Source organism: Streptomyces sp. NPDC085900 (assembly GCF_044540925.1).
GTDB classification, from domain to species: Bacteria; Actinomycetota; Actinomycetes; order Streptomycetales; family Streptomycetaceae; genus Streptomyces; species Streptomyces gilvifuscus.
Genome location: NZ_JBITSP010000007.1, coordinates 419,210 through 445,775 on the forward strand (window position 1 = coordinate 419,210; position 26,566 = coordinate 445,775).

Genomic DNA, 26,566 nt, shown 5'->3' on the forward strand with positions numbered 1-26,566 from the left:
GGACAGTTGACGGCATCTGTTAATTGAGTGGCTCACGTGAGCCCATCTTCGTAAGTTGTCTCTGCCGCCTGAGCCGCTTACATCTGTGGGGGATCCGCCATGTCCGTCGCCAGTCTGAGACGTGCCGCCCGGGAGACCGTCTCCGGACTCCCCCGCGAGTTCTGGTGGCTGTGGACGAGCACCCTCGTCAACCGGCTCGGCGCCTTCGTCGCGACCTTCATGGCGCTCTACCTGACGCTCGACCGCGGCTACTCCGCCTCCTACGCCGGTCTCGTCGCGTCGCTGCACGGGCTCGGCGGTGTCGTCTCGTCGCTGGGCGGCGGGGTGATGGCCGACCGGCTGGGCAGGCGGCCCACGCTGCTGATCGCGCAGTCCTCCACCGCGGCCTGCGTGGCGCTGCTCGGCTTCGTGCACGACCCCGTCGCGATCGCCGCGGTCGCCTTCCTCGTCGGCATGGCCTCCAACGCCTCCCGGCCGGCCGTGCAGGCGATGATGGCCGACATCGTCCGCCCCGAGGACCGGGTACGGGCCTTCTCGCTCAACTACTGGGCCATCAACCTCGGCTTCGCGATCTCCTCCATGGCCGCCGGATTCATCGCCGAGTTCAGCTACCGCGCCGGCTTCCTGATCGAGGCGGGCATGACCGCCGTCTGCGCGGTCGTCGTGTTCCTGAAGCTGCCCGAGTCGCGGCCCGAGCGGACGGAGAAGCAGCGGGAGGCGGAGGACGGGATCGGTCTCGGGACCGTGCTGCGCGACGGGCGGTACATGGGCGTCGTCGGTCTGTCCTTCCTCGTCGCCCTCGTCTTCCAGCAGGGCTCGGTCGGCCTGCCGGTCGCGATGGGCACGGCCGGGTTCACGCCCGCCGACTACGGGCTCGCGATCGCCGTCAACGGCATCCTGATCGTCGCGCTGCAGATCCCGTTGACGCGCTTCATCGCCGACCGGGACCCCCGGCGGCTGCTCGTCGTCTCGTCCGTCCTCGCCGGCTACGGCTTCGGGCTCACCGCCTTCGCCGGGTCGGTCGGCGTCTTCGCCCTGACCGTGTGCGTGTGGACGCTCGGCGAGATGATCAACGCGCCGACCCAGACGGGCCTGGTCGTACGCCTCTCCCCCGTCCACGGCCGCGGCCGCTACCAGGGCGTCTACACCCTGTCCTGGTCGCTCGCCGCGCTCGTCGCCCCCCTGATGTCCGGCTTCGTCATCGACCACCTCGGCGCCGGATGGCTGTGGGGGCTGTGCGCGGCCGTCGGCACGCTGGCCGCGGTGGGATACGGCGTGCTGATGCGGCGCATGCCGGAGGAGGGACCGGCGGCGGAGCGGCCCGTGTCCGTCAGGGCCGAGGTCGCCGCCGGCTGACCGACGCGACGAGCCCCCTACCGCCTTCTCCGCCGGTAGGGGGCTCGCTGCTGCGGGTGTACGCCGGATGCCGACGCTCGCGTCCGTCAGAGGCAGACGTTCACGCCGACGTGGTGGGGAAGCGCGCCGAGGGTGCCGCCGGCGACGCCGAGGGCGGTCGCCTTGACCGAGTCGACCTCGGACAGCACGGCCGCGGTGCCGAGCGTCGTGGAGCCGACGGTGACGTCGGCCTGGGGGCTCAGGCCGCCGGAGACGTTGTCGAGCTCGGCGTCGGAGATCTCGAGGGTCTGCACCTGGGGAGCGGAGTTCATGGGGAAACTGCCCTTCGCATGGATGGTCCACATGGGGGGAGGCGGCCCCGCTGGGGGTACAGACGGGCATGCCGCGGTGCGCAGGATCAAACCACGCCGGGTGCCGGGCATCCAGTCCGTACCCGCTGGCAGCAGGGCAGTTGGGCGCATGGGCGGCCGAACCGTGTGCGTGTGCACACCAGTTGGTGCCGGGTTCTCTACAGGCGCGCCCGGCCAGGGGGGCGACAGTCGTTGCGGTGGCCGTACCGAAACGGACAACTCCGTCCGAACCGAACCCGGGTGGCGTGTGGTTGCGCGCTGGTTGTGCAGATTCGGTCGTGGTCCGGTCGTGGTCCGGTCGTACGGCGTCAGAAGCCGTCACGGGTGCATCCGGGCGCCCTTCACCACCTTGTCCACCGCGTTCTTCGGGCCGTACACCGCCAGCCCCACCAGGTCCAGGTCCCCGGTCCCCACGGCCCGTACCGCCGCCCGGTTGTCACGGTCGTTGCCCGTGGCGAAGAGGTCGGAGGTGAAGAGCGCGCGCGGGAGCGCCCGGGACAGCACGCGCGCGTGGGCCGCGGTCAGCGTCTCCTTCGTCCCCTCGAAGATCATCACGGGCTGGCGGAACATCGGCAGGTAGTGGACGCCGTCCGCGTCCTCGTAGGGCTCGCCGACCACTTCCGGCACCTGGGTGCCCAGGCCGCTGACCAGGAAGGCGGTGACGTTCAGACGCTGCCAGGGCTCCAGGTCCTCGCGCAGCAGGACGGCGATCTTGGTGTCGAAACGGATGGGTTCGCTGCTCATGGAACGAGACTGCCGACCGCCCCGCGACCTCGTCTTGTACGTTCTTTGCATGGCCACCCGGCAGGAAGTCTCCGCCTGGCGCCCGACCGTGCCGGGCGTCGTGGAGGTCTTCCACGCGCACTTCACCGAGTACGCCTACCCGATGCACGTCCACGACGCGTGGACGCTGCTGATCGTGGACGACGGGGCCGTACGGTACGACCTCGACCGGCACGAGCACGGCACCCCGCACGACACGGTCACCCTGCTCCCGCCGCACGTCCCGCACAACGGCTCCCCCGCCACCCCGCACGGCTTCCGCAAACGCGTCCTGTACCTCGACGCCACCCATCTGCCCGACGGACTGATCGGCCCCGCCGTCGACCGGCCGGACCTGCGCGACCCGGAGCTGCGCCTCCGCGTCGGCCAGTTGCACGGCGCCCTGGCGCACCCCGGCGACGAGCTGGAGGCGGAGAGCCGGCTGACGTTCATCGGTGAGCGACTGCGCTCCCACCTGCGGCCCCGCCTGCTGACGAACGACCCCCGCCCCGACCCCGCCCTCGCCCGCGGGCTGCGCGAACTCCTCGACGAGCACGTCGTCGCCGGGCTCACCCTGGACGACGCCGCCGCCCTGCTCCACGCCCACCCCGCCCATCTCGTACGGGCCTTCTCCACCGCCTACGGCATCGCCCCGCACCAGTACCTCAACTCCCGGCGCGTCGACCGCGCCCGCCGCCTCCTGCTCGACGGCCTGCCCCCGGGCGAGGTCGCCGCGACCACCGGCTTCTTCGACCAGTCCCACCTCACCCGACACTTCCGCAAACTGGTGGGGGTGACGCCGGGGCGGTACGCGACGAAAAAGGGACGGCGGGGAGATCGCTCCGGGTCATAGGGTCCCGGCATGGACTGGCACACGTGGCACGACACGTACGACCGAGCGGACTCCCCGCTCGTCCGGCGCCTGGCTACGGTGCAGGACCGCATCCGTGACGCCCTCGACGACGCGCCGCGAGGACCGGTCACCGTGCTCAGTGTCTGCGCCGGTCAGGGGCATGACCTGATCGGCGCGCTCGACGGACACCTGCGCCGGGACGATGTACGGGCACGGCTGGTCGAGCTGGAAGAGCGGAACGTCGAGGCGGCCCGGCACGCGGCGCGGGCCGCCGGCCTCCCTGGGATCGAGGTCGTCGCCGGGGACGCCTCCTGCACGGACCACTACCGGGACCTGGCACCCGCCGACCTGGTGCTGCTGTGCGGGGTCCTCGGCAATCTGACGGACGCCGACGTCGAGCGCGTCCTCGACCACTGCACGCGGCTGTGCCGGACCGGCGGCACTGTGGTGTGGACCCGCAACCGCAAGGCCCCTGACCTCGTCCCTCAGGTGTGCGCCTGGCTGGAGGAGCGCGGCTTCGAGCGGTTGTGGGTGTCGGAGCCGGAGCGGGTGCAGGCCGTCGGGGCGCATCGGTACGGCGGGGTACCCGGTGAACTGCCCGCTGGGCAGCGCATGTTCACCTTCGTCGGGTACGACGTGCTGCGGCGAGCGTCCAAGGGTTGATTCAGTCGGCGCGCGTCCGAGAGTTGATTCAGTCTGTGGGGCGCTCGGTCAGGTGGGTGAAGGCGTCCAGGTTTCGGGTGGACTCGCCGCGGGAGACGCGCCAGTCGTACTCCCTGCGGATGGCCGTCGCGAAGCCCAGTTCCAGAAGGGTGTTGAAGCTGCCGTCCGCCGCCTCGAGGACCTGGCCGAGGAGGCGGTCGATCTCGTCGGGCGTGACGCAGGACAGCGGGAGCTTGGCCGTGACGTAGACGTCGCCGAGGTGGTCGACGGCGTAACTGACGCCGTAGAGCTTGAGGTTGCGTTCCAGGAGCCAGCGGTGGAACGCGGGTTCGTTCTCGTCGGGGTGGCGGATGACGAAGGCGTTGAGCGAGAGGGAGTGGCGGCCGAGCAGGAGGGAGACCGTCGTCTTGAGCTTGCGGGTGCCCGGGAGTTGTACGACGTAGTTGCCGGGGGCCGGGCTCTCCCACTCCAGTTCGGCGTCCTTCAGGACCGTCTCGACGATCTGGGCCGCCTGTGTCGCCTTCTCTCCGTCAGCCATGGTGGGAGCGTACGCGACGGCGGTGCGACTGCATCGCGGCCGTGTAGACGTCCGCCGTTGCGGCGGCCGCGGTGTCCCAGCCGAAGGACTGGGCGTGGCGGGCGGCCGCGGCGCCCATGCGGGGGGTGAGCGCGGGGTCGTCGGCGAAGGCGCTGAGCACGCGCGCGTAGTCGGCGGGGTTGTGGCCCCGTACGAGGAAGCCGGTCTCCGTGTCGCGCACGGCCACCGGCAGTCCGCCGACCGCCGCGGCCAGTACGGGGGTGCCCGCCGCCTGTGCCTCTATCGCCACCAGGCCGAAGGACTCGCTGTACGACGGCATAACGAGGAGGGACGCTGCCCGGAACCAGTCGGCCAGCTGGTCCTGGTCGACGGGCGGCCGGAAGCGGACCACGTCCGCGATGCCTAGGCGGGCGGCGAGCTTCTGCAGGCCCTCCGGCTTGGCGAGGCCGCTGCCGCTGGGGCCGCCGACGATCGGGACGACCATCCGGGAGCGCAGGTCGGGGCGGTCGTCGAGCAGCGCCGCCACCGCGCGCAGGAGGATGTCCGGCGCCTTGAGGGGCTGGATGCGGCCGGCGAAGAGGGGGACCAGGGCGTCCTGCGGGAGGTCCAGGCGGGCGCGGGCCGCCGCTCGGCCGTCCGCGGGACGGAAGCGGTCGAGGTTGACGCCGGGGTGGACCACTGCGACCTTGGCGGGGGCGGCGTCGTAGTGGCGTACGAGTTCGTCCGCCTCTTCGGAGGTGTTGGCGATCAGGCGGTCCGCCGCGTTGACGATCTGCGTCTCGCCGATCACGCGGGCGGCGGGTTCGGGGGTGTCGCCGTCGGCGAGGTTGGCATTCTTGACCTTGGCCATGGTGTGCATGGCGTGGACCAGGGGGACGCCCCAGCGCTGGGCCGCGAGCCAGCCGACGTGGCCGGAGAGCCAGTAGTGGGAGTGCACCAGGTCGTAGTAGCCCGGGCGGTGGCCGGCCCAGGCCTGCATGACGCCGTGCGTGAAGGCGCAGAGCTGGGCGGGGAGGTCCTCCTTGGCCAGGCCCTCGTAGGGGCCGGCATCCACGTGGCGGACCAGGATGCCCGGGGACAGCTCCACCGTGGGGGGCAGGGTCGCCGTGGTGGCGCGCGTGAAGATCTCTACTTCGATGTTGATCGCGGCGAGCCGCTGGGCCAGCTCGACGATGTAGACGTTCATGCCGCCCGCGTCGCCTGTGCCGGGCTGGTGGAGCGGGGAGGTGTGCACGGAGAGCATCGCTACGCGGCGGGGGCGGCGGTGGAGCCTCAGTCGGCTCACTTGGCGTTCCTCCTTGCTGCGGGCATGCCGGGCTATGGCCTTCAACCTGGGTGAACAGCGGAGGGAGGCGTTCCCATTCCGGGGGGTGGGGTTTTTGCCGAAGCATTACCGGTTGTCGCTCAACTGTTCGGAGGTGGGGTGCGTGGAGGGTTCGGGGGTGCGTGGTGGGTCGGTGCGTGGTGGTGCGCCGGGTTCGTTGTGGGTCGGGGCCGTGCCGGGGGGTGTCCGTCCTCGGTCGGGCGGTGCTGTTGGGTGGGATGTGGACGGTGATGGACGCCCGACGCTGCGGGCGGGCACCCCCGGCACGGCCCCTGCTCGCCGTTGCGCGGGGCGCGGTGGTGGGCGCCTACCCTCTTGGCATGACCGCTCGTGCCATTCGTCGTCCTGTGGGGAACGTGACGCGTGGGACCACCAATCCCAATCGGCTGCGTCGGATGGATCGGTGGATCGCGGCGGTGCAGGGGCCGGCGCTGCGGCGTGGTGTGGAACCTGTTGCGATCGATCTGGGGTACGGGGCTGCCCCTTGGACCGCCGTGGAGTTGCTGGAGCGTTTGCGTGGCGTGGCTCCCCGTGTGCGCGTCGTCGGTGTCGAGATCGAGCCCGCCAGGGTCGCCGCGGCGAAGGAGTACGAGCGGGAGGGGCTCGTCTTCGTGCACGGCGGGTTCGAGATTCCCGTCGAGGGGCGGCCGGTGCTGATCCGTGCCGCGAACGTGCTGCGGCAGTACGAGGAGGGCGAGGTTCCCGGGGTGTGGGAGCGGCTGTGCGGGCGGCTGGCGCCGGACGGGCTGCTCGTGGAGGGGACCTGTGACGAGATCGGGCGTCGGCATGTGTGGGTCGCACTCGGGCTGGAGGGGCCTCGCACGGTCACCTTCGCGGCACGGCTGGGGTCGTTGGAACGGCCGTCCGATCTCGCGGAACGGCTTCCCAAGGTTCTGATTCACCGGAACGTTTCGGGTGAGGCCGTTTATTCGTTCTTGCGTGATTTCGACCGGGCCTGGGCCGCCGCCGCGCCCTATGCCTCTTATGGCGCGCGGCAGCGTTGGATGCGGGCCGTGCGGAATCTGGCGGTCGACTGGCCCGTGGTGGACGGGCCCGGGCGGTGGCGGCAGGGTGAAGTGACCGTGGAGTGGGGGGCTTTGGCGCCTTCGGGGCTGTGACCTGCGGGGAACGGATGTGGTGCGGCGTTCGTCACAAAGGCGGGGAGATCGTCATAGGGGGAGGCGGAGGGGGGAAGTTTCGGGTGCGACGGACTCTGTCGTTTTGCGCCTGACCATGGCACGATCCCCCGAGCGTCCGTAAGTTACTGACGGTAAATCAGGTTGGGGGAGCGCTATGCGTGCGGGCAAGCGCGGTCTGTTCGCGACTGCCGTGACCGTGGTCTGCGCGGTCACCGTACTGGCGGCGCCGGGGACGGCGTTCGCGAGCCCGACGCCCACGCCGAGCGCGTCGGCGACTCCCGCCTCCAACAAGGAGCTTGAGGCCGTCCAGGCCAAGCTCGACCGGCTCTATCACGACGCCGCCGTGGCCACGGACTCCTACAACGCGGCCGAGGAACAGGCGAAGACACAGTCCGCGGCGATCGTCGATCTGGCCAAGAAGATCGTCAAGAGTCAGCAGCGGCTGGACGAGCTGAAGAAGCGGGCGGGGGCCGCTGCCGCCGCGCAGTATCGCGGGGGCGGACTGCCCGACGAAGCGAAGTTGCTGCTCAGCGACGATCCGCAGGAGTTCCTCGACGGTGCGGGCAGGGTGCTGGAGGGGCAGCGGGCCACCAAGGGGCTCATCGCCGAAATGACCCGCACCCAGCAGGACTTGCAGCAGTACGCGGCGGACGCCTCCGCGCAGTGGAAGAAGCTGGAGGCCAACCGCAAGGCGAAGGACGCGGCCCGGAAGAAGATCAAGAAGCAGATCGCGCAGGCCGAGGAACTCCAGGGGCAGTTGCAGAAGGAGGAGAAGGAGCGGCTCGCGAAGCTGGAGCAGGAGGCCGCCTACAAGGCGCAGACCGCCTGGCTCGACTCCGGGATCCTCCACGACATCAACGGCAAAGCGTCCGAAGAGGGCAAGAAGGCCGTCAAATTCGCCACCGACCAGATCGGCAAGCCGTACGTGTGGGGCGCCGAGGGACCGAAGTCGTACGACTGCTCGGGGCTGACCTCCCAGGCCTGGCTGAACGCCGGCCGCCCCATCCCCCGTACGTCGCAGGAGCAGTGGAAGCAGCTCAAGCACGTCGACATCAAGGACATGCGGCCCGGGGACCTCATCATCTACTTCGACGACGCCAGTCATGTCGCCATGTACATCGGTGACGGCGCGATCGTGCACGCCCCGCGGCCCGGGCGGACCGTGACGATCGCGGGCGCCGGATCCATGCCGATCCTCGGGGTGGTACGGCCGGACGCGTGAGACCGGCGCCACGTGACGCACGGCACCTCAGGCGCCGTTGAAACACCAGGCGACGTGACCTTCGTCATTCCCCCTGATGGGCCGACCTGTCCAACTGCGGTACGGATCGCGGCATATGACAGCGGCCGGTGTGCCGGCGACGTGGCCCACACCATTCCGCTCGCCCGCCGACTACCGCTATGGTCCCCGTCGGTGGTTCGAGGTCCCTCGTCCACCGCGCCCTCGGGGGGAGGGAAGGAACTCAAGACGATGCCCGTACCCATACCGCGGCAGCGAGCGTTCCCGGCCGCGGAGAGTGGTCAGGCGCCGGCCGCGCACCCAGGCGGCACCTCCAAGGACCCGTCCCCGAGCAAGGAAGCCAAGGTCGACAACCACGCCGCCACCGCACCTCTGACGCTGCTGCTGATCGAGGACGATCCGGGCGGCTCCACGGTCGTGCCCGAACTGCGGGACTCGGCCGGCACCCCCGTCCGGGTGCGCACCGCCCGCAACCTCACCGAGGCCGCGCGGCTGCTCACCGACGACGTGCACTGCATCCTGCTCGACCTCGCCCTGCCCGCCCCCGGGCGCGGCGCCGAGGAGGACGAGCTCGCCGTGCTCAGGCACGTGCTGCAGCTCGCCCCCCGGCACGCCGTCCTCGCGCTCACCGCGTCCGGCGACGCCGAGCGCGGCGCCGAGGCGGTGCGGGTGGGCGCCCAGGACTATCTCTTCCGGGACGAACTGGACGCGCGGCTGCTGAGCCGGGCCATCCGGTACGCCGTTGAGAGGAAACGTTCCGACACGGCTGAGCGACGGCTCGCCGAGGGGCGGCTGCGGGCGCAGGAGAACCGGCGTCTGGAGCGGGGCCTGCTGCCCACTCCCCTGCTGGAGGGCTCCCAGCTGCGCTTCGCCGCGCGGTATCGGCCGGGACGGTCGCGCGCACTGCTCGGCGGTGACTTCTACGACGTCGTCCGCACGCCCGACGGGACCGTGCACGCCATGATCGGCGACGTGTGCGGGCACGGCCCGGACGAGGCCGCGCTCGGCGTGGAGCTGCGGATCGCCTGGCGCGCGCTGACCCTGGCGGGACTGTGCGGGGACGAGCTGCTGGGGACCCTGCAGCAGGTGCTGGAGCACGAGCGGGCGGACGACGAGATCTTCGCGACCCTGTGCACCGTCGACATCGCGCCGGACGGGCGGCGGGCCGGGCTCTGCCTGGCCGGTCATCCCTCGCCGCTGGTCGCGCGGCCCGGCCGGCCCGCGAAGCTGCTGCCGTACGACAACAACGGACCCGCTCTGGGGCTGCTGCCCGGGGCCCGGTGGCCGCGGATGCAGGTCGAGCTGGGTCCGCAGTGGAGTCTGATGCTCTACACCGACGGCCTGATCGAGGGCCGGGTCGGGGAGGGCCTGGAGCGGCTCGGGCAGGACGGCATGGTGGAGATGGTCCGGCGGCTGCTGGGCGAGGGGCTCGGCGGGGAGGAACTGCTGCGGGCCGCGGTGAACGAGGTGCGCGACCTCAACGGCGGCGAGCTGACGGACGACGTCGCGGTGCTGTTGCTGGACCGGGTGGGCTGAGGCCTGGGGCCGAGTGGGCTGAAGCCCCGGACCGGGTGGGCTGAGGCCCCGGGGGGCTTGGTAGAGGGCCTCGCGGTCTCGGGGGCCCGGGTGGAGGGCCTCGGCGGGGAGCCTCGGCCCTCACGCGGGCTCGTCCGGGTCAGCGGCCGCCGTTGTACGGGCCGTAGGGGCCGTCGCTGCTGCTGCCTCCGCCCCGGCGGCGGCCGAATCCGCCGCCCGAGACCTGCTTGAGGGCGGGGCGGACGTCCACGAAGAAGACGATCGAGGCCACCAGGCCCGCGAGCTGCAGGAAGAGCATCGGCACCAGCAGATTCACCGCCACCGCGATGCCGAGGATGATCAGCCAGAAGCCCTTGTTCTGCTTGTCGGCCGCCCGGTAGGCGTCGTCGCGGAAGAGCGCGGCCATCACCAGCGCGACCACGGCGAGGATCACCATGGCCAGATAGAGCAGCCCCAGGAACCCTGCGAAGCCCTGCATCAGCACAACGTCCACCACCCGACTCGGCTCGTCCTTACGCGGTCACCGTACCCGGTGCCGGACTCCCGCTACCCGAACAACGGGCCGAGCACCCCTGGAGTGCCCGGCCCGTCCTCGTTCACCCGTTCGTGTCACTTGGCGGGCGGCGTGGTCTTCTTCGCGGTGGTCTTGCGGGGCGCCGGCGCCTTCTTGGCGACGGGCTTCTTGGCCGGGGTGGAGACGTCGCCGGCCGTGGCCGGCGTGGGCACGTCCTTGACCTCGACGGGCTCGGCGTTGGGCTCGACGGCGACGGCGAGCTCCTCGACCCCCTCGGCCACGGACTCGATGCCCTCGGCGGCCTCGCCGCGCCAGGTCTTCACGGCCTGCTCGCCGTGCTCCGCGACCTTCTCGTAGGTCTCCCGGGCCTTGACGGCGTACTCGGCGGCGACGCCGACGCCGCGCAGGGCGATGTCCTGGGCGGTCTCGCCGAACTTCTTCAGGTCGGCGTCGAGGGTGGCGCCGAGCTTCTTGAAGTCACCGTCGAGGTTGGTGATGAACTCGTTGACCTTGGCCTGGAGGGACTCCTGCGTCTCCTTGACGCGGGCCTGCGCCTCCTTGGCCCTGGCCTGCGCCTTCTCCTGCACGGCCTTGGTGTCGGTGTTGCGCACGGCCTCGATACGGGCCGGGGCTTCGGTGCGCAGCTGCTCGACGAGCGCGGGCACCTTCTTGGCCTGCTGGAAGGCGAGGTCCGCGGTACCGGCGGCGAAGTAGAGCGGCGTCGGGTTGCTGAGGGTCTTCTTGAGGTCGTCGGTGATGGCCATGACGATGGTCCTTCCCGGTCGCTTTCAGCTGAGGGTTTTGAATCCCGTGGCAGTTCTGCTCAGCCGGCAGGCTGCTGCGGGTCGTGCGGTTCGGCGTCGCTGCCGTCGGACGTGCGGGTGCGGCGCGCGGCGTTCTTGCGTCCGCCGGCCGCGCGGGTCTCGGGTGCCTTCCGGCTGCGGCGTACGACTGTGTCGTCGCCCTCGGTGTCCACCGTGCCGTCGCCGGACCGGACGGCCTCGACGACCGCGGCGTTGGTCCGGGCCGCGTCATCTTCGTCGCCGGCCGCGTCGGTCCCGAAGCCGTTCTCCTTGCGGAACGACTCGTAGATCTGGAGCAGCACCTGCTTCTGCCGCTCGTTGAGCGTGGGATCGGCGAGTATGACGGCGCGCGTCTCCACCTCGTCCCGGTCCCGCTCGGCGTCGAGGATGCCGGCGCGGACGTACAGCGTCTCGGCGGAGATCCGCAGGGCCTTGGCGACCTGCTGCAGCACCTCCGCGCTCGGCTTGCGCAGCCCGCGCTCGATCTGGCTCAGGTACGGATTGGACACCCCGGCGGCGTCGGCGAGCTGCCTGAGCGACAGCTGCGCGTTGCGCCGCTGCTCGCGCAGGTACTCACCGAGATTGCCGACGTTGAGCGATGCCATGACTCCACTGTGCACCCTTGCGCTAACTATTGCAAGCAGCTGCTTGCAATAGTGCGCTGAACCACTCGGGCGGGCTAGCGTGGGGCCATGATCGTGTGGATCAACGGCACTCACGGTGTGGGCAAGACGACGACGAGTGCCCTGGTGCAGCGGCTGCTACCGGGGTCGCGCGTGTTCGATGCCGAGAAGGTCGGCGAGACGCTCATGGACATCAGGCCGGGGCTGCCCGAGACGGACAACTTCCAGCACTGGCCGCCGTGGCGGCCGCTCGTGGTCGAGACCGCCCGCCGGGTGCTCGACTACGCCGGCGGCACCCTGGTGATGCCCATGACCGTCCTGGTCGAGCGGTACTGGCGCGAGATCAGCACCGGACTCGCCGAACACGCCATCCCCGTACGGCACTTCGTCCTCCACGCCGACCAGGAGACGCTCCGCGGCCGCATCGAGGGCGACACGGTGATGGGCCCCTCCCCGTTCCGCCTCCGGTACCTGGAGCCCTACGCCGAGGCGGCCCGCACCTGGCTGCACGCCGAGGCCGAGGTCGTCGACACCACGCACCTCACTCCCGAGGAGGCCGCCCTGCGGATCGCCGGGGCCGTGGAGAGGTGAGCCGGCGGTGCCGGTGTCACCACGGCCCCCGCGCGCTTCACGGGTGCGCCGTCGACCCGCCCAGCCACTCCCGCACCACGGCGAGGTCGTCGTCCGTCACGCCGTACCGGTGGTCGATGCGGTGCAGCAGCGCCCGAGCCGGGTGGTGGGCGGCCACCCAGGCGCGGTCGGCGGCGGTGAGTTCGTCGTCGAGCCAGACGAAGGGGCGGCCGGCCGCCCAGGCCACCAGGGGACGGGTCTTCCAGTGCAGCCGGGCCGGTGCGTCATCGGCGTCCGGCCAGTCGACCACCGGCAGCGGCGGCAGCCCGAGCCAGGGGGCGACGCAGGTGTTCGCGTCGTCCAGCCAGGTCGTGGCCCACACCAGCTCACAGTCGAGCGACGCCAGCCGGGCGCCTAGCCCGGGGTCGACACGGTCCAGCAGCGGATGCGCGGCTGCGGCGGCGTCGGGCGGACTGAAGCGCGAGGTGTACGACGGGTAGGGCGCCGGCGCCCCGAAAGGCAGCAACGTCCCGTCGATGTCGAGGAAGAGCAGCATCAGGGACAGCATCGGCCACCGCGGAGGCCGAGCACAGGAGGTGGTGGATTTCCTACGCCGGGTTCGTCCCGTCCTCGAACCCCTGCTCCGCGAGGATCTTGTCGATTCGGGCCCGGTGTGCCGTCTCCCATGCCTCCAGTGGTTGGGCGGCCTCCTTGGCGAGTTTGGTGCGGGCTGCGGTCAGGATCTCGTCGCTGTCGGCTGCGGGGACGACGACCACGCCCTCCTCGTCGGCCACCACGATGTCACCGGCCGCGACGCGTACGCCCCCGCAGGTCACCGGCTCGTTCAGGGGCGTCGCGGCGGCCTTGGCGCCCGGGATCGGGATGACGCCCCGGGCGAAGACCGGGAACCGGGCCTCCCGCACCTCGCCGAGGTCACGGATCAGCCCGTCCAGGACGAAGCCCGCGATGCCGCGCCGCTGGGCGACGGCGCACACGTTGCCGCCCGCGAGCGCCCAGTCGGTGTCCCCCGACTCCACGACGACTACCGATCCCGCGGCCGCCCGGTGGATGGCCGCGTGGAGCATGAGGTTGTCCCCCGGAGGGCAGCGCACGGTGAAGGCCGGGCCGGCCACCCGCCCGACGGGCCCCCACAGCGGGCGGATTCCGATGTCCATGACCTGCCGACGTCCGAGGAGGTCGGCGAGGGTGGTGGTGGGGACGGACCGGAACGGGAATTCGCTGGCGTCAGTCATGAACGCGACGCTACCGTCCCTTCCCATGACTGCCGGGTCGGCCTTGTGCCGTGAGCGAGTTGGGTGCCCGGCCTCTGAGTGAGGCCGCGGCGGGCCAGGAGCCCGCCGACTTCTCTGCACCGCCTTCGGAACCTCCAGAGATTCCCGCCGCAGCCGCAGAGAAAGCAGCACCCACCCCATGCCCAACGACTTCAACCAACAGGTCATCGACGAGTTCCGCGCCAACAAAGGCCGTCTGACCGGGTACTTCGCGAAAGCCCGGCTCCTCCTGCTGACCACCACCGGCGCCCGCACCGGCACCCCGCACACCACCCCCGTCGGCTACCTCCCCGACGGCGCCGGCCGGGTCCTGGTCATCGCCTCCGCCGGCGGCGCGGACCGGCACCCGGACTGGTACATCAACCTCCTCGCGCACCCTCAAGTGGACGTCGACAGCGGCGTGTTCCGGTACCAGGCGCGCGCCGTCGTACTGGACGGCGAGAAGCGGGAGCAAGCCTGGGCGCGGGCGGTGGAAGCCGACGCGGGGTGGGCGGCGTACCAGCGGAAGACCGACCGGCTCATCCCCGTCGTCGCCCTCCACGAGATCGCCCGCCCCGGGCCCCCGGACATCAACGCCTCCTCCCCCGGCGAGGCGATCAGGCTCGTCCACGACGTCTTCCGCCGCGAACTCGCTCTGATCCGCGAGGAGATGACGAGTGGAGTGGGCGGCGGCACCCTTGGCGCCCAGCTCCGTGTCAACTGCCTGACCTTCTGCCAGGGCCTGCACAACCACCACGCGGGCGAGGACACGGTCATGTTCCCGCTGCTCGCCGACCGTCATCCCGGGACCGCCGCGGCCTTCCGGCGGCTGCGCGAGGAGCACGAACGGATCGCCGTCCTCGTGGCGGACCTGCGCCGCGTCGTGTCCGACGAGACCGCGGACCCGGCGACCGCACGCGCCGAGGTCGAGCGCCTGACCCTGGAGCTGGAGGCCCATCTGACGTACGAGGAGGCGGAGTTGGTGCCTCTGCTCGACGCGGGCAACTGACCTTGGCGCACGGGCGGCCGTCCCCGCGACAGGGGCTAGAACGGCAGCGGCCGCCCGTGTACCACCTCCAGCCGTGACACCGCCCGGGTCAGGACGACGTACAGCCGGTGCAGGCCGCGCGGCTCGGCCTCCGCGATCGCGGCCGGTTCGACGGCGACGACATGGTCGTACTCGAGTCCCTTGACCACGCTCGCCGGTACGACGGTCACGCGGGCGCCCAGCTCCTCCGGCCCGGCCGTCGACACCCCGCCCGCCTCCAGCGCGGCCCGCACCCGCTCGACGTCCGCGTCGGCGGCGACGACCCCGACGGACCCCTCACCGCGCAGCGCGTCCCGTACGGCGTCCACGACCTCGGCCGTCACCTCCCCCGCCGCCGCCCGCACCCGCAACTCCCCGTCCCCGCGCAGGGACCGGCCCGGCGGTACGTCGACGTCGAGCCGTTCCAGCAGCCGGTTGGCGAGCGTGACGACGGCCGCCGGCACCCGGAACCCGGTGGTCAGCGGCACCACGGCCGCTTCCGGCTTGCCCAGGTGACGCAGGCTCGTCTCCCACGACCGCGCGGCCCAGGGCGTGGTGCCCTGCGCGAGGTCGCCGAGGACCGTCAGCGACCCGAAGGGCACACGCCGCGCGATCGCCCGGCACTCCATCGGGGACAGGTCCTGGGCCTCGTCGACGACGACGTGCGCGTACCCCTCGGGGTGCTCGACGAGTCCGGCGACCTCGTCCAACAGGACGAGATCGGCGGCGGACCAGCGGGACGACTTCCAGGACCTCGGCGGCTTGCCCCACAGCAGCGCCCGCTGCTCGTCGGCGTCGAGCAGTCCGTCGGCGGCGGTTCTCAAGGCGCCCGCATCGCAGAGCAGTTGGGCGACGACCTCCTCCGGCCGCACCCGGGGCCACACCGCGTCCACGTACGTCGTGATCGCCCGCGCCCGGGAGATCCTCTGCACCCACGCGCCGGTCTGCGGCCCGGCCCGCCGCTCGGCCTGCAACTGCACGGCCCGCACCACCCGCGAGCGCACCCGCTCCCGCCCGGTCCCGTACGGCGGTTCCTCGGCCCGCACGCCCTCCACGATCCGCACGAGTTCACCGGCCGGCACTCGCCACCGGTACGACCCGTCCGGGATCTCGACCGCCTCGACGCCCACGTTCGACACGCGCGCGTACAGGGCCCGGCGCAGCACCTCCGCCATCCGAGCGTCGTGCTTGAGGGCGGCCGCCGCGCCGCTGTCGACCGCCTTCACGGGATGCCGGGCGATCTCTTCTTCGAGCGTCGACTGCCGCACACCGGTCTCGCCGAGGGCGGGAAGCACCTCGGAGATGTACGACAGGAAGGTGCGGTTGGGACCGAGGATGAGGAGTCCGCCGCGCCGGACGCGCTGCGGGTGGGTGTAGAGGAGATAGGCGGCCCGGTGCAGTCCGACGGCGGTCTTCCCCGTCCCCGGGGCGCCCTGCACGCACACCGACTGCCCCAGGTCCCCTCGTACGAGATCGTCCTGCTCGGGCTGGATGGTCGCCGCGATGTCCCGCATCGGGCCGACGCGGGGGCGCTCGATCTCGCGGGCGACGATGTCGCTGACGCGCGACTCGCCCTGTGCGAGGTGCTCGTCCTCGAACCCGGTCAGGTCCGCCGAGTCCCCCTTGCCGCCGGGCGCCCAGCCGAACCGCCTGCGATTCGCCACTCCCTGCGGATCGCGGGCGCTCGCCTGGTAGAAGGCGCGGGAGACGGGTGCGCGCCAGTCGACGACGAGGGGTGGGAGCGTCGGCCGCTCGCTGATCCGCAGCCGCCCGATGTGGTAGCTCTGCCCGGCGTGCTCGCCCGCGTCCTGGGCGTGGTCCAGCCGGCCGAAGAACAGGGGCCCTTCGGGCAGTTCGCGCATGTGCTTCGCCTGGCTGCGCAGGTGGTAGCCGAGCACTTCGGCGTCCGCGCCGGACGCGGAGACGTCCTCGCCGACGACGACCTGTTCCTGGGCACCGTCGACCATGGCGGCGAGGGCGGCGCGACAGCGGTCGTGGTGGGCGCGTTCGTGGGCGAGGGAGTCGGTCAGGGCGGCGGGGTCGGCTGACGTCATGGGGACGAGGGTACCGATAAAACGTAACCGAGTTAAATTTTTTACCGTGTCTCGCCTAGGGCCGACACTAGGCGAACCGCGGCAGCCCGGCGGCGAGCATCTCGAACGCCCGCTCGGCGGCGGCGACGGCGTCCGGCCGCACCTCGTCGACCGGCTCCCCCGCGGCGATCCGGCGCCAGTTGTCCAGCGCGAGGATCCGCTGGACGGCGACGATCTGCCCCGCGGCCAGCCGCGCCTCCAGCCCACCGCCCAGCGCCTGCGCGAGGGCGTCCTCGGAACGCTGCTGGTAGGCGTACACGCGGGCGACGAGGGAGGGGGTGCCGTAGAGGAGGGAGTGGAAGGCGAGCACCTGGGGGTGGTCGTTGAGCCCGGTGACGGGGTCGTCCCGCTCCAGGCCGTCCCGGAAGTGCCGGCGCAGGGCGGCGATCGGCGTGGGGCCCTGGATGGCGATGCGGGCGGCCTCCTGCTCGTGATCGGCGATCCGATACAGGACGAGGTCTTCCTTGGTCGGGAAGTACCGGAACAGCGTCGGCTTCGAGACCTCTGCGGCGGCCGCGACCTCGGCGACGGAGACGGCGTCGAAGCCCTTCTCGAGGAAGAGGCGGATGGCGGTCTCGGAAACCACCTCGTACATCCGCTGCTTCTTGCGCTCGCGCAGGCCCATCTCGCTCATGGAGGTGAGCCTACGGCTCCGTCAGACGGTCGTTCGCTGCCGCCATTGCGGCACGGTGGCGAGCGCCCAGAGGTCGTCGAAGTGCTTGTTCCACTGGGCCACGGCTTCGCCGGCGGCAGCGGTGCCCTCGCGGGACCATACGTTGAGGTCCGTGCGGTACCCCTTGGGGTCGATGTACTCGGGGCCGGTATGGAACAGGCGCGTCCTCGCGGAGAGGTCGTAGAGGCCGTGCAGGACCTGTTCGCGGTTGAAGATGCAGATCTTGTCGCGGGGTATGCCGGGGTAGAGGCGATATTCGCAGTGAACGGAGACACGCGTGGTGGCGGTGAGCCGGTCAGCCAGCTCCGACAGGATCCCGTCGTACTCGCGGCAGCGCCGCTCCATCCGCTTGCGGAAGTCGGGATCGTCCACGGTGCTGGTGCCCTCACCGACTCGGGCGGGCACGATCATCGGCTGCGCGAAGTCGGGTACCAACATGCGGACGGTGACCCTCCGAGTCGATCCCGGATTGTCGAACAAGCTCTCCAAGCGGTGGTACAGCGTGTGGTAGAGCGTCTCCCCCGTGTAGCCGAGGAAGCTGATGTCCACCTTCCGGGCCTCGAAGGCGTCGCTTACGAAACTGCCTAACTCGCTCGAGGCCACAAGGTTCCGCGTCGGCACCTTGACCGACGCGGTCAGCTCCTTCACCTGGTCGTAGAGCACATAGCCGACGAGGCTGAGGAGTGCGCCGCCGAGATAGGCCTTGCCTTCCAGGGCATCACCGACCGGTTTCACGAACTGTGCCGTAAGCCCTGTGGCGAAAATCCCGAGCAGCAGAACGCGTGTCACCACGGGTTCGAGCCGTTCCTGGTAGCGCCTCAGCTGTTGGCCCACGCCGGCCTCGGCCTGCCCGTTCCCCCGCTCGGCCATGCCCCACCCCTCCACCCCTCGGCCGCCCAGCGGGCACATCCCCCGGACGAGCTCGCCTGTGGTGGTGTCATGGTCTCCCTACGCCAGAGCGCGGGCAAGATAGGGGTTCGCTGCCGGGCGGACACGCAGGCCGAGTGAAGCGGTGGCGACGGCCAGGGTCATGGCGTACGACTTCAGGGCGCGCTGCACGTTCGGGGCGTCGAGGCTAGAGCCCGTCACCAGGCGGTCCAGGTCGACGTAGGCCGACCGCACGTTCTCGATCCATCGGTAGACACGCCAGTCCTGTTGCCAGTTGGTCGTGTACTGGACCGGCAGCAGCCGCTCCCAGCGGCGGAACATCCGGTCGCGGATCTCCGGCCGGGTGGGAGTGAGGTGCATATGCCGGACCAGGTCGTAGAGGGGGTCGCCGACCAGAGCCATCTCCCAGTCGATGATGGTCAGCGCGAGCGCATCGTCGCGGCGGACGAGATTCCAGGGGTTCAGATCGCCGTGCAGCAGAGCCGGCGCCCGGTGGCTGACCGTGTGTCGGCTGAGGATCTGCTTCAACACGTCGGCGTCGGGCAGCCCCAGCACACGTGCCAGTTGCTGGGACTCCTTCGGCAGCCCCCGCACGAGTTCGACCAGGTTCTCGCTCAGCCAGCGGTAGAAGTGCCCCTGGCCCGCAAGCGGGTCGACCTGCAGGTAGTCGACCTTCGTCAGGGCGCAGAGCTGGTCGACCAGCTTGTCGGCCTCACGCGGGAGCAGGCCGTTGACCGGGTGATTGGGCGAGCGGAGGATCTCCTGCGGACCGACATAGGTATGGATGGCGAATCGAGCCCCGTCGTGGCTCCAGCCCAGAGCGAGGATCCTCGGGGCCGCCACCTCGACGCGGGACTTCTCGATGGCGCCGAGAACCGCGTGCTCGCTGAGAAAGCCCCGCTCCCGTCTTCGCACACCAGGCACCACACGCCTTACGACAACACAGGAGTCCACGTTCGGCACTCTCACCACTGTGTTGATGTGCGCCGTCCCCTTGAACACCCTGCCGGCCGAAGCCTCGCTCTCGGCACGCAGCGCGTCATTCACCGCCTGCTCAGGAAAGTCTTCCCGCTCCAGAACCCGCTCGTCCCGGTGCCAGTCGGAACCCGTGGTGTACAGGCTCAACCCACCACCTGCGCGTGCACGCCAGCGGAACAGGATCTGCTCGATCCGGTGATCATCCGGTACCTTCCCCAGCCGCAGCGGCTCCGCCGCCGCCTCCAGGGCGCGCCGCACCGCCTGGGTCGCCGCATCCAGGCCCTTTTGGTCGATCGGGCCCTTCAAGGTCTGCGCCGCCCTCATCACGTCGGGGTAGACAGACTGCGCCCGCTCGAAGGCGATGTAGTGGCGCAGGTCCTTGATCACTCCAGTGACGGCTGCAGGGCGGACGTTTTCCATGGCATCCGCCCACGCGTCGACCACCTCATCCGCTTGATGATCCGGGTACCGCATGCGGACCAGATGGGTCGCAAGGTCGTGCAGGGGGTCCCCGTAGGTGGCCAACTCCCAGTCCACGCAGATGAGGGGTCTATCACCGTCGTACGACATGATCAGGTTGTCGCGGTGCAGATCCGCGTGGAGCAGGCTGTAGGGACGCGCTGCCAAGGGCGGGACCCGGTCGGCGAACCGGAGCAGCGCGTCCTCGGGAATGCCGAGCGCGATGAACAGGTCGCCGAACTCAGGCCAGTTGGGTTCCCTGATCTGTCGGTCGGCCATCTTCGCGAGGGTTCGCAGGAATCCCTGGCTGTCCGTGTGATCGCCGGGCCAGATCGACGGCAGCGGCGGCATGGCCTCACACGGCACCTGCGTCATTTCCGCAAGGAGGTGCGCCAGCGCCTTCATGAGCAGCGTGTCTACTGGCTTACCGTTCCCGCAGACACTCGAAAGAGGTACGCCTTCCACATAGCTGTGGATCGCGAATCCTTCCCCTTGGAACAGGCATTGCGGCACCTCGGGCAGGACACCTCTGATGGCCCGAAGAATCTCCGCTTCGTCCGGCCATGTCCTGATCACCACAGGAAGCGCCGAGGCTCGCCGGATACGCACAGTGACGGAGTCGCCGGGATCACGATTCAGCAACCGTGCCATGGGCGGAGTGAGCGGCAGAACGTAGTTCTGATTGTGAAAGCCATTGCTCGCCTGCCCCAGTTTGCCGGCGCGCGCCAGAAACGCCTTGTAGATCTCGGCTACACGAGGAGGGACAGACAACGTATCCAATGACCACTCCCGGTACTGGCTCGGCAGACAGCAAAAAGGCAAGAGCGCTGACCGCAGCGCCTTACAAGAGACGACCAATAACACACTTATGTGGACACAATGGGTGATTTGCCACAATTCTGCATCTGGTCGTCAGAGACTGGCGGATTTTTTGCCATCCCGTACGCATGAACCGGAGATGTTGTTCACCGGAGATGGCGCGCATGCTAGCGCAGAAACGTGTCAGGGGTGTGTCTGATGCCGACGGTCCCCATCTCACTCGGCGTGACACTTACCCTTGTGCCGCAAGGAGGCCCCATACCGAGTCGAACCACTTCTGCATGTCGTGCACGAAGATCGAGCCCGGCGAAGTGGGGTCGGAGTCCCTCAGGTGGTGCGTGAGTGCGGCGCCGTAGCCCAGGACGTCCAGTGCATCGATCACGTCCCCGTTCTCCATGACGACCGGGCGCTCGATGAAGTCGTACAGCCCGTGCAGCACCTCGGTCCCGTTGATCAGGTAGAACTTGAACATGGGCGTCAGCGGCGTGCGCCGGATTTCCAATTCCACGGACGACACCCGCTTCTCCGCCTTCAGGCTCCCGAGCACCCGGCGCAGCGACGCCTCGTGCTGCGCGGCTATGCGCTTCAGCCGCTCCCGCAGCAGTGGGTTGTCCGGGTCGCCCTTGACCTGAGGGTAGGGCAGTTTCAGGTAGTCGGCGGGCAGGAGTATGCGCAGCGCGATCCGCTCGGGCGCGATGGCGCCCGCCACGATCCGCTCAGCCTGCATCTTGATGTGCGTCTCCAGTGACTCCGAGGTGAGCGTGTAGACGTCGAGGGTGACTTCTGGCCGCTCGAAGGCCTCGCTGATGAACGGACCCAGCGTCATCTGCTGGCGCGAGCGGGTGGCGCGTGGCGTCGGAGAGTGGATGCGCTGGTTCCTCTTGACGCGGGCCTGCGTTCCCTGCCGGTTGTCGATCAGCCCCTCGTTGCCCAGTTCCTGCACCACGCGGTGGATGGTGTCGCGGGAGACGTGGAACTCGCGCGCGAGCTGTACCTGGGAGGGGAGTTGGGCACCCAGTGGATAGGTGCCGTCGGCGATCCGCTCCCGCAGCTTGTCGGACACCTTCTGGAAGGCCTGTCCGTCTCCGCTTCGCTTGGCAGTCACACCCTCTTCGTTCCGCCTCCAACCGACAAGCAAACCAACCTTACGGAAGGCAAGTGGACCGGCAGGCTCCCCAACATGCCTGTTTCTGGATCTAGTTGCCCGGGCATGCCCGACTAGAACCGACAACCAGGCAAGGCCACCGACAAGTTGTCGGATCCGCCACATGTGGCAGGAGAGGGTGGAAGCCGTGGGTCTCCATGTTCTGGGAAGCACCCTTGACCTCGACGTACTGTTCCAAGTAGTCGGTTGGGCCGCCGGACTTGCCGGATACCTTTCAGCGCGACAACGGCGACGGTCTGCCCGGCCGGGCGCGAAGGACCGTGCGAGCGACGGAGCTAACCTCGCCATCCCAGTGCGCCGAGCAGCGGCTTCAGAGAAGCGACGACAACCTCGGCTCCGGCTTGCTTCAAAAGCTTGGCCTTTCGTTCGTTACGCGCGTAGCCGAGGAACGGGACCCGGGCCCTCTCCGCGGCCTCGAGGTCCGAAGGGGTATCGCCGATCATCAGCGCGGCGGACGGGGAGGCGCCCATGGCGCTGAGGGCACGATTGAGGCAGTGCGGGTCGGGCTTGAGGTGGTGGAGGTCCTGCGTACGGCCGTAGATGTGCGGGGCGAAGCAGGAGGTCAAACCGCGGCTAGCCAGGTAACTACGCACCGCACGGGGCGAGTTGTTGGTGGTGATCGCCAGCCGTGAGCCGACCGCGGACCAGGTCCGTATCAGCGGGTCTGCGTAGGCCGTGGGCCATGCTGTGGCGGTGGCCCGGAGTTCCTCCTGCGTGAGGCGTTCCTCCAGTTCCGCCACCAGGTCACTGCGGGGATGCCTGCGGTCCACCGCGCGCAGGACCACGTGCGGGTCCAGGGACTCCCGTTCGGACTCGGTCAGCAAGCCGTTCAGGCCTCGGCTCTCCAGCCATCCGGCGAGTTCGTTCGCCACCCGCTCCGCCGAATGGCCGGCGAACAGCCGGCAGATCGGGCCGTCGAAGTCCCACAGCACGACGCGTGTGCGGGCGATCAGGTTTCGGATCTTCTCCGTGTCGTTCTCGGTCTCTGCTGCCACCGCTTCAGTCTGCGTCGTATCAGAAGTCACTAGGAGAGTGTCAGGTCCGTCGTGATGGTTTCCCAGAGGGCGTCGAACCAGTTCTGGGATTCCTCCACGAACGCGGCATCGCGCTGGCCCGACCGCTTGACGAAGGAGAAGAGGACGGATGCCGAGCCCAGGGCGTCGTACATCTCCAGGGTCTGGCTCTGGTACTCCTCTTCACGCTTGGTGGGGATGTAGTACCCGATCAGCGCTTCCTCCCCGTTGAGCAGGTACAGCTTCACGGGCGGGGTGAAGGTCAGGGCACGGAAGGATATCTGCACGTCGATGCCGTGCGTGGACCGTATGGCGGACAGGTTGTGCCGCAGAACCTGGGCCTGGGCGTTGCGCATCGTCAGCCATCGCCGGTGGACCGTGTCGACGTCGGAGTCCCGCTCGACCGGCACGGGGAAGGCGAGGTTGATCTCGCGGCTCGGCATCAGGACGCGGAACGCGATGGAGTCCGGGCAGAGCTCGCCCGCGTGGATGCGGCGCAGCGGTTCGCCGAGGGCCAGCATCAGGGTCTCGGACGTGTGGCAGACGACGTCCACGCGCACGTGCCGTGCCGAGAACGCCTCCGTCAGCCGCGGCGCCAGCCCCACCATCGTCGGCTGAGGCTCACCCACGGCCGGCGTCGGCGTCGCGATGCGCGGTGGGCTGCCCTTGCTGACGTTGGTCAGCAGGCCGTCGTCCTGGAGTACGCGCAGGGCCTGGCGGACGGCGCCGCGTTCCACCCCGAACTCCTCGGCCAGTTCGGCCTGAGTGGGCAGGCGGTCGCCTGCCTTGAGGTCGCCGTCGTTGATCCGCTCCCGCAGGATGTCGGCGATCTCCTGGGGGGAGAGCCTTCTGCTGCCGTTCACTGCCACGTTCTCCTGGGTCACGACCAAACGGTACAACTTAGATCCATCTACCGGGAGTTGTTTGTGACTTGTTTATGAGTAGGTGCCAAGTGGGGACAACTTAATCAGAGTTGGCTGCCAACTTGGTCCAGTTGGCGGAAGTTTTGCTTCCTCTGCTTCCTCGATCCCGCCGACTCCGCCGCCTGAAGGGGGAACACCATGCCTGCCCTCGCCCTCCTCTCCGCCATCTTCGTCGTCGGCATCGAGCAGACCATCCAGTGGAAGTACGGCGTGTCCGGAATCATCGGCCTGCTCCTGCTCACCGTGGGCATCAAGGCCAAGAACCCGACCATCAGCTCGATGGGAGCCGTCGTGCTCGCCCTGCTCGTCGCGGGGCCCGCTCTATGAGCCGAGAAGCAGCCTGTTCAGCCGCTGTGGGAGACATCAGGTCGTGAGCAACAGCTCCGAACTGATCGTCTCCCACAGTGCGTTGAACCACAGGTGCGACTGCTCGACGAAGGTGGTGTCGCGCAGGCCGGCGCCCTGCTCGAAGGCGAACAGCATCGACTGGGTGCCCTCGGCGTCGTACATCTCCAGGTGCTCGTGGTCGATCTCCTCCTCGCGTCGCGTCAGCGTGTAGTACGCGAAGAGGGCCTCCATGCCGTTGAGCAGGTACAGCTTCACCGGCGGGGTGAAGGGCAGCGCGCGGAAGGTGACCCGGACGTCGATGCCGTGCGTGGCCCGCAGGGCCAGCAGGTTGTGCTTGAGGACTTGACCTTGGGCGTTGCGCTGGGCCAGCCAGCGGCGCTGGAGCCGGCCGTCGACGGAGGGGTCCACCGGCGTCGGGAAGGCCAGTTCGATGTCGCGGCTGGGCAGCAGCACACGGACGTCCAACTTGGCCGGTTTCAATCGCCCCGCGTGGATCTGGCGCAGTGGTTCGCCGATGGCGAGGGTGAGGGAGACCGAGGTCAGGCAGAGGGCGTCGATCTCGACGTGCGGGGCCGCGAAGGCGTTGGCTATCCGGGGAGCGAGGGCCACCATCGTGGGCAACGGCGGAGCTCCGGGGCCCGTCAGGGCGTTGCGCAGCCCCGGATCGGGAGCCACCGTCGCGGGCGCCCCCTTCGATACGTTGGTCAGCAGGTGCTCCGACTGCAGGATCCGCAGCGCCTGGCGTACGACGCCGCGCTCGACGCCGAACTCGTCGGCCAGTTTCGCCTGCGTGGGCATGCGTTGACCCGCGCGGAGCCGGCCCGACCTGATCCGGGCGCGCAGCTCGTCAGCGACATCCCGATGTGACTTCTGTGACCGCTGTGACCGCGTCCCTCCATTGACGGAGGCGTGTTTCGGGTCCACAACCAAACACTACAACTTCCCGCCATCTTTGGGCAGTTCCGGGGAAGGTGGTTATGAGACGCTTCCAAGCGGAGATAAGTGAAGTGAAGTTGGTCGCCAACTTCGGTGACATGGTCAAGCTTTCGAAGGGTTGGCTTCACGCTCCATCGGACTCGAGGCCTGATCCCGGTTCGACTGGCCGGGCTCCCTTCCGGAGGGGAGCCGGGAGCCCGGTCAGTCCGCACAGCCACAACTCCACACCGACAACCGAACAGTCCCACCCGCACAGCCACAACTGAATGCTCCACCTGCACAGCCACAACTGAACAGCTCCACCCGCACAGCCACAACCGAAGAGCACGGCTACGGATGAACAGGCAATCGTCGTCGAGCGGAAGGACTTCAGAACATGTCCGGGCACCAAGGTCGCCTGGACGTACGCAGCAGGGCGTCGGCCACCATGGCGGCGCCCGCTCGTTCTTCCCGTACCAGACCCAGTGCCGCCAGCCGCGCCGCCGACTCGTCACCGAGCCACAGTCGCGCCAACTCGGTTACGTCGAGCGAGAGTTCGGCGTCGTCCTTCGTCGGCACGCAGGACACGCCCTGCGGTGACGCCTCCAGCCGGTAGCGGCCGCCCGTGAACCCGGCCGGGTCGTTCACCTCCAGCACCAGCGAGCCCGAACCCTCGTACGTCCGCGCCTCCAGGGCCCGTACGACGTCCAGGATCCGCACCCACAGCCAGTCCGCTTGCGAGGTGATACGGGCTGCCCTCGGGTCCGGCAGGAGGTGGGGCAGCAGGTCGTCGGGGGCGCGGGGGCCGCTCTTGACCCGCGTGACCCAGTCGATCGAGGCGAGGTGGTACCACAGGGCCCGCTCGGCGGCCGGGGTCGTCGCGATCAGCCCCCGCACGATCGCCGTGTCCTGCGGCTGCTGCTTGCCGTCTCCCCAGCAGTCCTCCACCTCGTACGCGACCAGGCCTTCGAGCGTGCCGTCGGCCGCCCGGTACGTGGCGAAGAAGGGCTCGGTCCACTTGGAGTGGAAGCGCAGGGCACCGGTGTTGACCTGCCACCACCAGTCCCTGCGGCTGACGGCGCCCGGGGTGGCCCGGCGGAAGCGGTCGTGGAGCTCGGGGCCGAACTTGCGGACCTCCTCGGCGTCCACGACGTCGACCCGGGCGCCGTCGGACGGGCCGGACCAGCGCGGATCGAGGCCGGTGCGCAGGGTCTCCACGGTCCACTCGGTGGAGGTGGTCGCCGCGCCGAAGCCGTAGCGGCCGTAGATCGGGTACTCGGCGGCGATGAGCGTGGCCACGACGTCGCCGCGCTCCTTCGCCTCGGCGAGGTCCCGGCTCATCATGCGGGTGAGCAGGCCGCGCCGGCGGTGGGTGGCGGTGACGGTGACCCCGGACACCGCGTCGGCCTGGACCGGCGCGCCACCGACCGCGGTGACCTCCTGTGCGAAGGAGAGGTACGTCGCGACGCACCTGCCCCCGTCGAAGGCGCCCAGATAGCGGCCGGGCTCGAACTGGATCCGGCGGGCCTCCAGTTCGGCTTCCGTCGGGGTGGGTTCGCGCAGGAAGCCGGTGTTCACGGCGCGGAGCCAGTCGGGGAACTCGGCCTCGGTGATCGGGCGGACGTCGATGTCGGCGGAGAGGCTCATGGCCTCACGGTAGGTCTACGGCGTCGGGGGTGTCGCGGGCTTTTTCACCGCCCCGCGGCGCCCGCCGCCCGCTCCC

27 protein-coding genes are annotated in these 26,566 nt (G+C 69.8%); 9 read left to right on the forward strand and 18 right to left on the reverse strand.

Annotation, left to right across the window (positions count from 1 at the left end; genetic code table 11):
• The first annotated feature begins 99 nt into the window (after positions 1–99).
• A complete protein-coding gene (locus ACIGDI_RS25915) occupies positions 100–1,356 on the forward strand; it encodes an MDR family MFS transporter (RefSeq protein WP_399900921.1) in 1,257 nt (418 codons plus the stop codon).
• An 86-nt stretch (positions 1,357–1,442) separates the two neighbouring features.
• On the opposite strand, the gene ACIGDI_RS25920 is transcribed toward ACIGDI_RS25915, so the two are convergent.
• Positions 1,443–1,667, reverse strand: a complete 225-nt coding sequence (locus ACIGDI_RS25920; RefSeq protein ID WP_399900924.1) for a hypothetical protein — start codon at positions 1,665–1,667, stop codon at positions 1,443–1,445.
• 357 nt (positions 1,668–2,024) lie between these two features.
• On the reverse strand, positions 2,025–2,450 hold the full coding sequence (locus ACIGDI_RS25925) for a DUF2000 family protein (RefSeq protein ID WP_399900927.1): 426 nt from the start codon (positions 2,448–2,450) through the stop codon (positions 2,025–2,027).
• Positions 2,451–2,499: 49 nt separating this feature from the next.
• Here ACIGDI_RS25925 and ACIGDI_RS25930 point away from each other — a divergent pair, with 49 nt between their 5' ends.
• Together ACIGDI_RS25930 and ACIGDI_RS25935 are read left to right on the forward strand one after the other, a co-directional pair.
• Positions 2,500–3,321 carry an AraC family transcriptional regulator gene (locus tag ACIGDI_RS25930; protein ID WP_399900930.1) on the forward strand — a complete coding sequence of 274 codons (822 nt, stop codon included), beginning with the start codon at positions 2,500–2,502 and terminating at the stop codon, positions 3,319–3,321.
• Positions 3,322–3,330: 9 nt separating this feature from the next.
• Complete coding sequence (locus ACIGDI_RS25935; RefSeq protein WP_399900933.1) at positions 3,331–3,984, forward strand: methyltransferase domain-containing protein; 654 nt, start codon at positions 3,331–3,333, stop codon at positions 3,982–3,984.
• Between the two features lie 28 nt (positions 3,985–4,012).
• Here ACIGDI_RS25935 and ACIGDI_RS25940 read toward each other — a convergent pair whose 3' ends face one another.
• Together ACIGDI_RS25940 and mshA are read right to left on the reverse strand one after the other, a co-directional pair.
• Positions 4,013–4,522, reverse strand: coding sequence for a YbjN domain-containing protein (locus tag ACIGDI_RS25940; RefSeq protein WP_399900936.1), 510 nt, complete (start codon positions 4,520–4,522; stop codon positions 4,013–4,015).
• A complete protein-coding gene (gene mshA, locus ACIGDI_RS25945) occupies positions 4,515–5,852 on the reverse strand; it encodes a D-inositol-3-phosphate glycosyltransferase (protein ID WP_399900939.1) in 1,338 nt (445 codons plus the stop codon). Before mshA ends, ACIGDI_RS25940 begins: the two co-directional genes overlap by 8 nt.
• 314 nt (positions 5,853–6,166) lie before the next feature.
• On the opposite strand from mshA, the gene ACIGDI_RS25950 reads away from it, so the two are divergent.
• The 3 genes from ACIGDI_RS25950 (at position 6,167) to ACIGDI_RS25960 (ending at position 9,761) form a co-directional block, all read left to right on the forward strand.
• Positions 6,167–6,964, forward strand: coding sequence for a class I SAM-dependent methyltransferase (locus tag ACIGDI_RS25950; RefSeq protein ID WP_399900942.1), 798 nt, complete (start codon positions 6,167–6,169; stop codon positions 6,962–6,964).
• A gap of 175 nt (positions 6,965–7,139) precedes the next feature.
• A complete protein-coding gene (locus tag ACIGDI_RS25955) occupies positions 7,140–8,207 on the forward strand; it encodes an NlpC/P60 family protein (protein WP_399900945.1) in 1,068 nt (355 codons plus the stop codon).
• 249 nt (positions 8,208–8,456) lie between these two features.
• Positions 8,457–9,761, forward strand: a complete 1,305-nt coding sequence (locus ACIGDI_RS25960; RefSeq protein ID WP_399900948.1) for a PP2C family protein-serine/threonine phosphatase — start codon at positions 8,457–8,459, stop codon at positions 9,759–9,761.
• A 139-nt stretch (positions 9,762–9,900) separates the two neighbouring features.
• Here the strand turns inward: ACIGDI_RS25960 and ACIGDI_RS25965 are convergent, their stop codons facing one another.
• From ACIGDI_RS25965 to ACIGDI_RS25975, 3 genes are all read right to left on the reverse strand, one after another.
• A complete protein-coding gene (locus tag ACIGDI_RS25965) occupies positions 9,901–10,239 on the reverse strand; it encodes a DUF2516 family protein (RefSeq protein ID WP_107416290.1) in 339 nt (112 codons plus the stop codon).
• 131 nt (positions 10,240–10,370) lie between these two features.
• Entirely contained in the window at positions 10,371–11,039 is a 669-nt protein-coding gene (locus ACIGDI_RS25970; protein ID WP_399900951.1) for a hypothetical protein, read from the reverse strand.
• A gap of 59 nt (positions 11,040–11,098) precedes the next feature.
• Entirely contained in the window at positions 11,099–11,683 is a 585-nt protein-coding gene (locus ACIGDI_RS25975; RefSeq protein WP_399900954.1) for a helix-turn-helix domain-containing protein, read from the reverse strand.
• Positions 11,684–11,770: 87 nt separating this feature from the next.
• Between ACIGDI_RS25975 and ACIGDI_RS25980 the strand changes: the two genes are divergently transcribed.
• Positions 11,771–12,292 (forward strand): AAA family ATPase, encoded by a 522-nt coding sequence (locus ACIGDI_RS25980; protein WP_399900957.1) that lies wholly within the window; start codon positions 11,771–11,773, stop codon positions 12,290–12,292.
• Between the two features lie 37 nt (positions 12,293–12,329).
• On the opposite strand, the gene ACIGDI_RS25985 is transcribed toward ACIGDI_RS25980, so the two are convergent.
• Together ACIGDI_RS25985 and ACIGDI_RS25990 are read right to left on the reverse strand one after the other, a co-directional pair.
• The gene (locus tag ACIGDI_RS25985) at positions 12,330–12,827 is read right to left on the reverse strand and encodes an HAD domain-containing protein (protein WP_399900960.1); all 498 of its coding nucleotides are present in this window, start codon (positions 12,825–12,827) and stop codon (positions 12,330–12,332) included.
• 52 nt (positions 12,828–12,879) lie between these two features.
• Positions 12,880–13,524, reverse strand: a complete 645-nt coding sequence (locus ACIGDI_RS25990; RefSeq protein WP_399900963.1) for an RraA family protein — start codon at positions 13,522–13,524, stop codon at positions 12,880–12,882.
• A gap of 178 nt (positions 13,525–13,702) precedes the next feature.
• Between ACIGDI_RS25990 and ACIGDI_RS25995 the strand changes: the two genes are divergently transcribed.
• Positions 13,703–14,551, forward strand: coding sequence for a nitroreductase/quinone reductase family protein (locus ACIGDI_RS25995; RefSeq protein WP_399900966.1), 849 nt, complete (start codon positions 13,703–13,705; stop codon positions 14,549–14,551).
• Positions 14,552–14,586: 35 nt separating this feature from the next.
• On the opposite strand, the gene ACIGDI_RS26000 is transcribed toward ACIGDI_RS25995, so the two are convergent.
• The 7 genes from ACIGDI_RS26000 to ACIGDI_RS26030 all read right to left on the reverse strand — a co-directional run bounded on the left by ACIGDI_RS26000 (position 14,587) and on the right by ACIGDI_RS26030 (position 23,547).
• Positions 14,587–16,623, reverse strand: coding sequence for a HelD family protein (locus ACIGDI_RS26000; RefSeq protein WP_399900969.1), 2,037 nt, complete (start codon positions 16,621–16,623; stop codon positions 14,587–14,589).
• 67 nt (positions 16,624–16,690) lie between these two features.
• The gene (locus tag ACIGDI_RS26005) at positions 16,691–17,296 is read right to left on the reverse strand and encodes a TetR/AcrR family transcriptional regulator (protein WP_399900972.1); all 606 of its coding nucleotides are present in this window, start codon (positions 17,294–17,296) and stop codon (positions 16,691–16,693) included.
• A gap of 21 nt (positions 17,297–17,317) precedes the next feature.
• Positions 17,318–18,205: a hypothetical protein gene (locus tag ACIGDI_RS26010; protein WP_399900975.1), complete on the reverse strand. Its 888-nt coding sequence runs from the start codon at positions 18,203–18,205 to the stop codon at positions 17,318–17,320.
• Between the two features lie 78 nt (positions 18,206–18,283).
• Positions 18,284–20,311: a phosphotransferase gene (locus ACIGDI_RS26015; RefSeq protein ID WP_399901192.1), complete on the reverse strand. Its 2,028-nt coding sequence runs from the start codon at positions 20,309–20,311 to the stop codon at positions 18,284–18,286.
• Positions 20,312–20,711: 400 nt separating this feature from the next.
• On the reverse strand, positions 20,712–21,584 hold the full coding sequence (locus tag ACIGDI_RS26020) for a GntR family transcriptional regulator (protein ID WP_399900978.1): 873 nt from the start codon (positions 21,582–21,584) through the stop codon (positions 20,712–20,714).
• Positions 21,585–21,919: 335 nt separating this feature from the next.
• Entirely contained in the window at positions 21,920–22,639 is a 720-nt protein-coding gene (locus ACIGDI_RS26025; RefSeq protein WP_399900981.1) for an HAD family hydrolase, read from the reverse strand.
• Positions 22,640–22,668: 29 nt separating this feature from the next.
• Positions 22,669–23,547 (reverse strand): GntR family transcriptional regulator, encoded by an 879-nt coding sequence (locus ACIGDI_RS26030; protein ID WP_399900985.1) that lies wholly within the window; start codon positions 23,545–23,547, stop codon positions 22,669–22,671.
• 171 nt (positions 23,548–23,718) lie between these two features.
• On the opposite strand from ACIGDI_RS26030, the gene ACIGDI_RS26035 reads away from it, so the two are divergent.
• Complete coding sequence (locus ACIGDI_RS26035; RefSeq protein ID WP_200705293.1) at positions 23,719–23,907, forward strand: hypothetical protein; 189 nt, start codon at positions 23,719–23,721, stop codon at positions 23,905–23,907.
• 36 nt (positions 23,908–23,943) lie between these two features.
• Here ACIGDI_RS26035 and ACIGDI_RS26040 read toward each other — a convergent pair whose 3' ends face one another.
• Together ACIGDI_RS26040 and ACIGDI_RS26045 are read right to left on the reverse strand one after the other, a co-directional pair.
• Positions 23,944–24,858: a winged helix-turn-helix domain-containing protein gene (locus tag ACIGDI_RS26040; protein WP_399900988.1), complete on the reverse strand. Its 915-nt coding sequence runs from the start codon at positions 24,856–24,858 to the stop codon at positions 23,944–23,946.
• A 375-nt stretch (positions 24,859–25,233) separates the two neighbouring features.
• Positions 25,234–26,490: a GNAT family N-acetyltransferase gene (locus ACIGDI_RS26045; protein WP_399900991.1), complete on the reverse strand. Its 1,257-nt coding sequence runs from the start codon at positions 26,488–26,490 to the stop codon at positions 25,234–25,236.
• Between the last annotated feature and the right edge of the window lie 76 nt (positions 26,491–26,566).